At 69.2% G+C, this 9,785-nt stretch carries 9 protein-coding genes; 5 read left to right on the forward strand and 4 right to left on the reverse strand.

The window, feature by feature from the left end; translation table 11 throughout:
• Positions 1-38: 38 nt before the first annotated feature.
• On the reverse strand, positions 39-4,007 hold the full coding sequence (gene eccCa / locus ACZ6DT_RS34885) for a type VII secretion protein EccCa (RefSeq protein ID WP_465603266.1): 3,969 nt from the start codon (positions 4,005-4,007) through the stop codon (positions 39-41).
• A 133-nt stretch (positions 4,008-4,140) separates the two neighbouring features.
• Between eccCa and ACZ6DT_RS34890 the strand changes: the two genes are divergently transcribed.
• Together ACZ6DT_RS34890 and ACZ6DT_RS34895 are read left to right on the forward strand one after the other, a co-directional pair.
• Positions 4,141-4,443, forward strand: a complete 303-nt coding sequence (locus tag ACZ6DT_RS34890) for a hypothetical protein (protein WP_465603267.1) — start codon at positions 4,141-4,143, stop codon at positions 4,441-4,443.
• Between the two features lie 24 nt (positions 4,444-4,467).
• Complete coding sequence (locus tag ACZ6DT_RS34895) at positions 4,468-4,761, forward strand: hypothetical protein (protein ID WP_465603269.1); 294 nt, start codon at positions 4,468-4,470, stop codon at positions 4,759-4,761.
• 66 nt (positions 4,762-4,827) lie between these two features.
• Here the strand turns inward: ACZ6DT_RS34895 and mycP are convergent, their stop codons facing one another.
• From mycP to ACZ6DT_RS34910, 3 genes are read right to left on the reverse strand one after another with little or no spacing between them, the layout of a single operon-like run.
• Positions 4,828-6,102: a type VII secretion-associated serine protease mycosin gene (gene mycP, locus ACZ6DT_RS34900; RefSeq protein ID WP_465603271.1), complete on the reverse strand. Its 1,275-nt coding sequence runs from the start codon at positions 6,100-6,102 to the stop codon at positions 4,828-4,830.
• 4 nt (positions 6,103-6,106) lie between these two features.
• Positions 6,107-7,069 (reverse strand): DUF6177 family protein, encoded by a 963-nt coding sequence (locus tag ACZ6DT_RS34905; protein ID WP_465603273.1) that lies wholly within the window; start codon positions 7,067-7,069, stop codon positions 6,107-6,109.
• The gene (locus ACZ6DT_RS34910; protein WP_465603275.1) at positions 7,066-7,410 is read right to left on the reverse strand and encodes a hypothetical protein; all 345 of its coding nucleotides are present in this window, start codon (positions 7,408-7,410) and stop codon (positions 7,066-7,068) included. The genes ACZ6DT_RS34905 and ACZ6DT_RS34910 overlap by 4 nt, the downstream gene beginning before the upstream one ends.
• A 137-nt stretch (positions 7,411-7,547) precedes the next feature.
• On the opposite strand from ACZ6DT_RS34910, the gene ACZ6DT_RS34915 reads away from it, so the two are divergent.
• From ACZ6DT_RS34915 to ACZ6DT_RS34925, 3 genes are all read left to right on the forward strand, one after another.
• Positions 7,548-7,913: a YbaB/EbfC family nucleoid-associated protein gene (locus ACZ6DT_RS34915; protein WP_465603277.1), complete on the forward strand. Its 366-nt coding sequence runs from the start codon at positions 7,548-7,550 to the stop codon at positions 7,911-7,913.
• On the forward strand, positions 7,910-8,236 hold the full coding sequence (locus ACZ6DT_RS34920) for a WXG100 family type VII secretion target (RefSeq protein WP_465603279.1): 327 nt from the start codon (positions 7,910-7,912) through the stop codon (positions 8,234-8,236). The genes ACZ6DT_RS34915 and ACZ6DT_RS34920 overlap by 4 nt, the downstream gene beginning before the upstream one ends.
• 1 nt (position 8,237) lies before the next feature.
• Positions 8,238-9,785: WXG100-like domain-containing protein (locus ACZ6DT_RS34925; protein WP_465603280.1), on the forward strand; the 1,548-nt coding region annotated here is incomplete at its 3' end.

A 9,785-nucleotide genomic window follows, 5' to 3' on the forward strand; every position in this document is an offset into this window, starting at 1 on the left:
TTTCCGGGCTCCCATCCGGGGGTGGCGACAGGAACCGGTCACTCCCGCTCCGGGAGCCAGGCGAGTTGCACCAGTCCCTTCTGGCCGCGGCGGTCCACCAGCCAGCCACGTCCCGGGGGCAGTACCTGCGCTCGCATTCCGCCCAGCAGCGGGCCTTCGTCACGATCTCCGGACATCATCAGGCCGGGTGTGCCCACTTCCCGCAGCCTGCCGAGGAAAGGCTCGAACAGGCCGCGGCCCGCGCCACCGGTCCGGCGGGCCAGCACCACGTGGAGTCCGATGTCCGAGCCCTGTGCGGCCAGTGGCAGCAAAGCCATGAGCGGATGTTCCTTGTGCGTGGCCACCATGTCGTAGTCGTCGACGAGCACGAAGATCTCGGGCCCCTCCCACCAATTCCTCTTCCGTAACTGTTCGGGGGTGACGTCCTGTCCCGGAAGCCTTTTCGACAGGGCCTTCGCCGTCTCGAGGAGCATGCGTCCGCTCTGCTCGTCGTTGGTGCCGTAGCCGAGGAGGTGTTCCTCGCCCACTTCACCGAGCAGGCTCCGGCGATGGTCGACCAGGATGATGCGGGCTTCGTCCGGCCGGTAGGCCTTCTGGATCCGGTTGGCGAGCACCCTGAGGAACGATGTCTTGCCACTCTGGGTGTCGGCGAGCACGAAGAAATGCGGGTCGGTGGCGAAGTCGAGCCGCATGGGCGACAGGTCGCTTTCGTGGATCCCGACCGCGAGCCCCGGCTCCTCGCCGTCCGCGGCGGTAACGTCATCGGTGGGAGGAAGCTCCTCGTACGGCAGGATTCCCGGCAGCAGCCGGACCGACGGTGCGGGCTCGCCCGGCCACGCCGTCTTCACCGCTTCGACGAGTGCGCCGATGCCGTCGGCGAGGTCGTCCGCCTCCGTGACACCGTCGATACGGGGCAGCGCGATCAGCATCTGATGCCCGCTCATGGCGATTCCGTGCCCTGGCGCGTCGGCCGGAACGCTCATCGCGGCACGCCGGTCGATGACGGAGTCGATCGGATCGCCGATCTTCAGCTCCAGCCTGCTGGCGAACAGGTCACGGACGTTCATCCGCAGATCGAACGCGCGGGAGCACCCGGCCACGACGTGGACGCCATAGGAAAGACCGCGCGCGGCGATGTCGCCGACCGTCTCTTCGAGTTCCGGGAAGTCGCTCCGCAGGGTCTGCCAGCCGTCGATGACGAGGAAAACGTCGCCGTGCCGCTCCGCGGGGAACCGGTTTTCGGCACGCAGCCTGCGATAGGTGACGATGCCGTCGATCTGCTGTTCGGCGAACAGCCGTTCCCGCTGGGCCAGGATCGTCGACACCTCGGCCACCGTCCGCCGGACGGCACCGGTGTCGAGCCTGCCCGAAACGCCGGCGACATGCGGCAGGCCCGCGATCGACGCGAGCGTCCCCCCGCCGAAATCGAGGCAATAGCACTGGACTTCGCGGGGCGTGTGCGTGAGCGCCAGGCTGGTGATCAGCGTCCGCAGCACCGTGCTCTTCCCGGTCTGCGGAGCCCCGATGACCAACACGTGGCCGGCGGCGCCGGCCAGATCCAGTACCAGGGGGTCGCGTCGCTGCTCGAACGGCCGGTCCACGATGCCCAGCACCGGCCGCAGCGAACCGCTCGCCCCGGTGGAGAGCCCGCGCCGGGAATCGGTGACCAGCGGGGGCAGTAGCGCATCCAGGGTCGGGGAGTCCGCCAGCGGTGGCAACCAGACCTGATGTGCCGGGGTTCCCCGCCCTTCGAGCCGATCGACCAGGATGTCCAGCAACGTTTCGCCGACGGCGGTGTCATCGTCCGGCTCGCTGGGCTCTTCCGGCTCGATGTCGAATTCCTCCGCGACGTAGGCCGTCGTGTACTCCTGCAGCACCAGGCGTTCCCCCGGGTTCGTGGGCACGCTGCCCCCGGTCGCCCGCTGGTACACCCCGGAGACGTAGGCGGAGCGGAACCGGTCCATCGGCTCGGTACCGACTTTCAGGAACCCGTGCCCGGGTGCGCGTGGCAGTTTGAAGGCGTCGGTGACCCCGAGCACCGCCCGGCTCTCCATCTCGGAGAACGTGCGGAGCCCGACCCGGTAGGACAGATGGGTTTCCAGGCCGCGCAGCCTGCCTTCTTCGAGGCGTTGCGAGGCGAGCAGGAGATGTACGCCGAGCGAGCGCCCGACCCGTCCGATTTGGACGAACATGTCGATGAAGTCGGGCTTGGCGGACAGCAGTTCGGAGAACTCGTCACAGATCACCAGCAACGTCGGCACTTCGGGCAGCGGTGCGCCCGCGGCCCGCGCCTTTTCATAGTCGCGCAAGGAGGAGAAGTTGCCCGCCGCCCGCAACAGTTCCTGACGGCGGATCAGCTCGCCGTTGATCGCGTCGGTCATCCGGTCGACCAGATGCAGTTCGTCGGCGAGGTTGGTGATCACCGCGCTGGTATGCGGCAACGCGTCCAGCCTGGCGAAGGTGGCGCCGCCCTTGAAGTCAACCAGCGCGAAGTTCAGCGAGCTCGGCGGGTGGGTGACCGCCAGCGCGAGGACCAGCGTGCGCAGCAGTTCCGACTTCCCGGAGCCGGTGGCCCCGATCAGCAGGCCGTGCGGCCCCATACCGTCCTGCGCCGACTCTTTGAGGTCGAGTTCGATCGGGGCGCCGTCGGCCTGGATACCGAATTGGACCCGGAGCCGGTCTCGGTTCGGCCTCGGCTCCCAGGTGTCGGCCGGATCGAATTCGTACGGATCGCCCAGTTCCAGCAGTTCCGCCAGCCCGAGCTCGGTGCTCATCGGGGCCTCGCCCCGCAGGCCGGCGGTCAGCCGCAGCGGTGCCAGCTGACGGGCGAGCCCTTCGGCGGCCACGGCGCCCAGCAGGTCGGCTTTCCCCAGCGGGGCCTCGCCGTCGATCGTCTCGCTGAGCAGTCCACCGTCCGCGTCGACGGCCAGCACGACGGTGGTCCGGTCCAAGGCCCTCGGCGGCATCGTGGTCAGGTCGACGACGGTCACGCCTTCGACACCGCCCCCGGTCATGAGATGGGACGAGCCGGCGACCGCGCCGCCGTCGAGCACCACCACCAGATGCGGTCCGGCCAACCGGACGTCCGATTCGGGATCGAACCTGGGCCGTTTGGCCAGTTCCTCCTCCAGCATCGACTCCAGCGCCGGGATGCTCGGCGCCACCAGACGAAGCGGGCCGAGGGCGTCCGAGCGCTCGGGGTGCAGAGCGTGGGGCAGCCACTTGGTCCACTCCCATGCGGCCCGGTGCTCCTCGTTCACGCAGACCGCGACGCGCAGGTCGTCGGGGGAGTGCAGGGTGGCCAGCTGCCCCAGTGTCGCGCGCAGCATGCCGAGGGCGGCTTCCCGGTCTCCGCGCAGGTAGATCCGGCTGAAGCCGTTGATCGCGATGGCGATCGGCAATCTGTCCACAGTGGAATAGGTGGTGATGAAGCGGCGCAGCGCCAGCGCGGACAACGGCTCCAGATCTTCGAGCGGTTTGGTGTCGGGAGTGACCAGGGTGGTCGCCGGGTTCTGCGCGCTCCGCCCGATGCGGGCGACACCGAAGTCGGGATCCTCCTTGCGGCGCTCCCACAGCCGGTAGCTTCCCGCCAGCGACCACAACGAGGCCGGATCCGGGTGGAGGTACTCCATCGCCTCGCGCTGCTTGCGGATCGAACGCCGTAAGCGCAACCGATGCTGGGCCAGATGCCGCAGGTACTTCCGGCGGGCGTGCCCCATTTCCCGTTTGCTCGGGCCACCGCCCTGAAGGAAACCCATGACGACCATGCCGAGCATGCCGACGCCCATGATCCCGTAGATCGCGAAGCGCATGGATCCGTTCATGCTGCCGGAGTACATCAGCAGCATCCCGGCCGTCATCGCGACCATCGGCAGCACCATCAGCACCTGGGCCCATTGCCGCGCGGGCGGGGGCGGGATCTCCGGCGGCGGCTGAAGGATCAGCTCACCGGACGGCATCTCCGGGCCCGGCCTGCGGGTGGGGCGCTTCACCACGACTGTCGACACGACACCGATCGTCGGCCACCACGGTGGCGCCGGGGGTGGGCTGGCAGGAAGCTGCCGAGCGCCGGAAAGTGCCCTGATCGCTCACTAACTTGGCCAAGGTAAGGAACATCTGTGTCGTGGAATGGAGGATGAAATGAGCTTCGATCTCTACGGCGAAACCGCGGCGATGGCCGCGTACGCGGCGAAGACGCGGGCGATCGGTGAGGACATCAACGCTCAGCTTCAGTCGAGCCTCAGCAGCGTCCAAGGCTACAGCGCGAGCTGGAAGGGGCAGGCGAGCCGGATGTCCGAGGCCGGTGAGATCACCAGGCACGAGAACTGGGGGAGGAACACCCAGAACGTGGACCTCATGTCCGACAACATCACTCAGGTGCACGTCAACTACGACGACGTGGACAGCGAGTGGGGTAACGCCATCGGCTCGGTCATCAGCTGACGTACCGGTTGAAAGGAAGATCAAATGCCTGACGGACTCATCTCGGCGAGGTTCGAAGACCTGCGTGCGATCGCGGGCAACCTGCAGAGCACGATGGCTCAGCACGGCCAGTCACTGGAGGACCAGCGCCACGAGGCGCTGCGTGCGGAGGACTTCTGGCAGGGCCAGAACAACACCGACGGTTACGCGGCCCTGATGTGCGACCAGAAGCTCGCCGGCGAGGACATCGAGCGCGGCCAGCAGAAGGGCGTGGTCACCAATGGAGCGGCCGACGGCTATCACGACACCGTCTTGAAATGCAGTGCCTTGTTCGGCTAGTCGTGATTCCTCGCCCATGAAGAATCCCCGGAGCACATCGCTCCGGGGATTCTTCATGGGCGAGGATCAAGGCCCGGAGATCAGGAAGACCTGTTCCGGCGGTTCGACGACGGCGGGTTGATCGGGCAGGGTCTCCGCACGGGCGGGCCGCCAGCGACGCCGTCGTCCGCGCGGCACGACGACCGCGATCAGCGCGGCCAGCACGATTCCGGTCACCGCGGCGATGGTGAGCCACTTCGCGATCTCCGCCGCGCGTTCGTCAGCGGCTTCCCGGTCGAGCCGCGCCTGGTCAGGAGGTGACGGAACGAACGCGGGCAGAACCGCGGGTTTCTGCGGATCGAGCCCGTCGGTCACCGCCCGGTACGGATCGACCAAACCGGCCCCGTAGGCCGGACTGCTCTGTCCGCCGCGGGCCGGGCTCGCCGTGGCCACCAGCCGTTGCGCGACTTCGGCGGCGCTGAGGCTTGGCCAGGCGGACCGCACCAGCGCGGCGGTGCCGGTGACGAACGGGGCGGCGAAACTCGTGCCGTCGACATAGGCATGGCCCGCCACTCTCGTCGCGGCCAGCACCTTGGCTCCCGGGGCGACAAGGTCGACATAGCGACCGACTTGGGAACCCTGGATCCGAGCGCCGTCGATGTCCACCGCGCCCACCGCGAGCACACCGGGGTAGGAGGCGGGATACGACGGCAGTTCGGTGTTCGCGTCCCGCTGCCCGTTGCCCGCCGCGGCCACCACCAGGACGTCCTTGGCGACCGCGTACGCGACGGCGTCACGGATGACGGCGAAGTCCTCGTGTCCCGACAGCGAAAGGTTCATCACCCTGGCGCCCTGGTCCGCGGCGTACCGGATCCCGTTGGCCACGACCTGAGGGTCGATCCGCAACGACTCGCCCTGGTCGCCGACATCGCGATCGCTGATCCGCACCGGCAGGATCCGCGCGTCCGGCGCGACTCCGTGGAAACCGATACCGGACGCGGGATCCGCGGCGGCGATGGCGGCCACCCCGGTGCCGTGGGAGACGCAGTCGAACGCGCCGGGAAAGGTACCGGCGAGATAGAAGTCCCGGCCGGGGAGGACTTTTCCCGCTCGCTGAAGCTGTGGGTGGTCGGCGTCGACACCGGAGTCGACCACCGCGATGAGGACCCCGCCACCCCGGCTGTGCGGCCATGCCCGGCTCGGGTCGAGCACCTGCTGTGCCCAGGGCTGGGCCGGTACGGCGGATCTCGCCGGTTCCGGGGTGTGACAGGCACCCGGCGGGGGCGCCGCCTGAGCGATGGGCGCGGATCCGAAGAACTGGGCGGTCACGGCGAGTGCGGCGGCCGCCAGAGTGCGTTTCATGAGTTCAGCTCCCGACGGGCGTCGCGTAGTGGTGGAAGATGTCGGTGAGTTGCTCGAACGGCGCCGCCGCGCTGCCGTCGAACCGGCACCAGACGGCTTTGCGGTCCCCGGCGCCCAGGAGGCGCACCCGCGCGGCCGGAGTCCGGTGCGCGTGTGCCATTCCGACGGCGGAGACGAGTTCATGTCCGAAGAGGACTCCGTAGGGCAGCGCGGGCGGTGCCGGGGTCGTGGAACGCACGCCGTGGGTCCGGCCGGGGGCCGCCCCGATGATCATCCGCCTCGCGGTGCCCGCGCATTCGGCGGCGAGGTCTTCGATGCGGCGGGTATCCACGGATCCGGCGGCCGGACCGCTCAGCCGGAGCTCCTCGACGACGTCGTCGTCCACTCGGGACACCTGTAGCCGCCCGACCACCCCCTCGCCGACCACGACCAGCGAAACAGGTCCCGGAGCCCGGGCGAGGCAATGGGCCGAGATGCCGGTGGCGGACCAGGGTTCCGTGACCGGTTCCGCGACACCCCAGCCGAGCGGCCCGGTGCCGGTGAGCGCACGCATCGCGATTTCGGTACTCCGGCCGAGCCGGAGCGGTTCCCCTGCCGGGAACGGGGTGCTGATCAGGACTTCGAGGTCCCCGCTGCCCGGTGCGTACTTCCGCGGCGGAGGAATCGTCGCGCCTGTCTCGGGGACGAACCTGGTGCCGTTCCAGTCCAGGGGAAGCCCCAGGAAGCCGTCGCGATACCCGCCGTTTCCGTCGCGGACGACCCAGCCGGCACGCGCGTCGCCCAGCAGCGACTCCATCGGGAAGGTGAGGCCGCTTCGCTCACCGGTGACGAGTTGCAGCACTCGCCCGCTTTCGACGGCAGTCCTGGCCGCGTCGACGAGCCAGGTGGAAGCCGGAACCACGGCACGGAACTGTTCGACGACGATCGCTTCGGCCGTGGCGCGGTCGGCCGCGGGATGCCCGTTCATCGGCTCGACCACGACGATCCGCCGGTCGCGGTGAGCAAGGCGGCGGTGAATTCCCGTGCGGCCGTCTCCGCTTCGGTGTCGTTGTCCGGGGCCCGGCTTTCCACCCACCACACCGGCGGCGGCATGTCGAACCCGAGCAGCCGCCGCACTTCGCCCGGCACCCGGACCGACCTGCCGTTCTCGATGGTCAGCACCACCCGTCCGCCGGGATTCCGCAGCACGAAGAGCATGCGGTCTTCGTCCATTTCCACTTCGGACAGTGGGCTCGCGGCCCGGATCGCCGAGATCAGCGTCTCGGCGTCGGGTTCCCGACGGCACAGGCCGACGACGTCGAAGGTCATCCGGTCGGCTCCTTTCCTCGCCTCCCATGGTCGTGCGCGAAACGAGGCGATGAACCCGTGTGACAGCAACAGGTCACGCGGCCCCGCGAAGCGCCGGACGCGGACAAGCTGACGGGGACGCGAACAGGGGAGGTGCCGTGGATTCGCCGTTCCAGCTGGACATGCGGGCCGAATACGGGCGATTGGCCCAGGACATCCGGTCCACGCAACGGAGGATGGCCGAGATCCGGGCCACCGCCGAATCGGACGACGGACTGATCGGCGTGACCGTCGGCGGGGCCGGCGAGCTCATCGAACTGTGGCTGGACCCGCGGATCTACCGGGCGCCCGATTCGGCCGCGCTGGCGCGGGACATCGCCGAGACCTTCCACCGGGCCGTCGAACGCTCCCAGGAAGAGGTCATGGAGATCGTCGCGGGCTTTCTGCCCGCCGACGCCACTTCCGAGACGACGGACCTGCGCTTCGACCCGCTGCTGCACGAACTGGACCGGAGGCTTCGATGACCGGCATCGACCGCGACGGTAACGGCAAGATCGACATGCTCCCGGAAGAGGCGGTGGGACAGCTGAACAGGTTGCGCACCGCGGGTGACGATCTCGACCCGGCGTGGTTGCTCCAACGGGGCAAGATCGACGTTCCCGGGCAGATCGGCACAGGACCCTTGGGGCGCGCCTTCACCGCGCTTTACACGACACCGAGGACCGCGGTGGCCGGTGCCATGGACCAGATCCCCGGGATCTACCGGCGGCTGGCGGACAACGGCGGCCAGGCGGTGCAGGCCTACCAAGCCGTCGACGGCACCATCGCCGGCCGGTTCGACCGGTGACATGACCGATATCGTCGAGCCGGACGGGGACCTCTGGGACTGGGTGGCCCAGAACGGCGGCCAGACCAAGGAAGCGATCTGGCCCTCGGACAGCGAGACCGCCGCCTGGGACCTGGCGACGGCGTGGACCGCGTCCGCGAACGCACTGCGTGCCGCCGTCCAACTCTCCGACAGCGCCGCGGCGGAGCTGCGCAAGGTCTGGTCGGACGCCGCCGGTTTCGAGCTGTTCTACGCCATTCATTCCTTGAACAACGGTTCGCTCGGTGAACCTGGGGTCAAGGAGATGGCGGTCGCGATGGACAGCCTGTCCGCGGCGTGCCGGGACTACGGAAACCTCATCGTCGCCGCGAAGCACGCGATCAGGAAGCACATCTCCGACAACAACGAACTTTTCGACCGATGCACCAGCTGGGCGTCGCGGACGGTTTTCGCCATCCAAGTCGCCCATCAGCTCAGCACCCTGATGACCGAGTACGCGGGCAAGGTGGGCAAACCGGCGGGTGAGGAGACCAAACCGCCGAAGAAGCCGCGAGAGGGATTCCTCGGCGGACTCGTCGACGGCTTGGAAGAAGTCGGCTCGTTCTTCGTCGGCATGTGGGAAGGCGCGGTCGAGATGTTCGTGGGCTTCGCCGCGCTGGCGGGCTACGGCGACGGCCACTTCTCCTGGTCCACTTTCGGTGAAGCGTGGAAGGGACTGGGCAAGTTCGGCCTCGCCGTGGCGACCTACTCGACCCCGGGATTGGCCCAGCTCGACCAGACCGTCGGTCTCCCGGGGTTCGACCGCGGTGAAATGGGCTCGACGCTGGTCGAAGCGGGCAAGACGATGGTCGCCTGGGACACCTGGAGCGAGGATCCCTCCCGGGCGGCGGGCAAGACGACCTTCAACCTCGCCAGCGCGGTGCTCGGCACCAAGGGTGCGGGCGCGGCGATCCGCGGTGCGGGCGCCGCGACGGCCGGGAGCAAGATCAGTACCGTCGCGGCCGCGGGCCGCGTCGCCGAAAAGGCGGGTACGGCGATCACGAAGATCCCCACCGGAACCGAGCTGGCCGCCAAGGCCGCCCGCGCGATCCCGGGCGTCGACTCGCTGCTCGCGAAGGTAGGGCTCGGGCCTTCGCCCACCGGGGTTCCAGCACACGCTGGGGATACCCCGCCGGCGTCGCACAACCCGCGTACGCCCGACGACACACCGCCTGCGAATCCGCCGGGCGACCGGACGCCGGACGGGCCGCCGCCCGAGGGACCGCCGAACCGGCAGCCCGACGACAGGACACCGGACCGCGTTCCCGACGAACGGCGGCCGAGCAGGGCGCCCGAGGAACGAGCCCCCGTACGGGAACCCGAACCCTCCGCACGACCTGAACCGTCGACCCGTCCTGACCCTGCCACCCGGCCTGACCCTTCGACCCGGCCTGACCCTGCCACCCGGCCTGACCCTTCGACCCGGCCCGAGCCCGCCACCCGGCCTGACCCTTCGACCCGGCCCGAGCCCGCCACCCGGCCTGACCCTTCGACCCGGCCCGAGCCCGCCACCCGGCCTGACCCTTCGACC

The organism is Amycolatopsis sp. NPDC041971, from assembly GCF_055588925.1.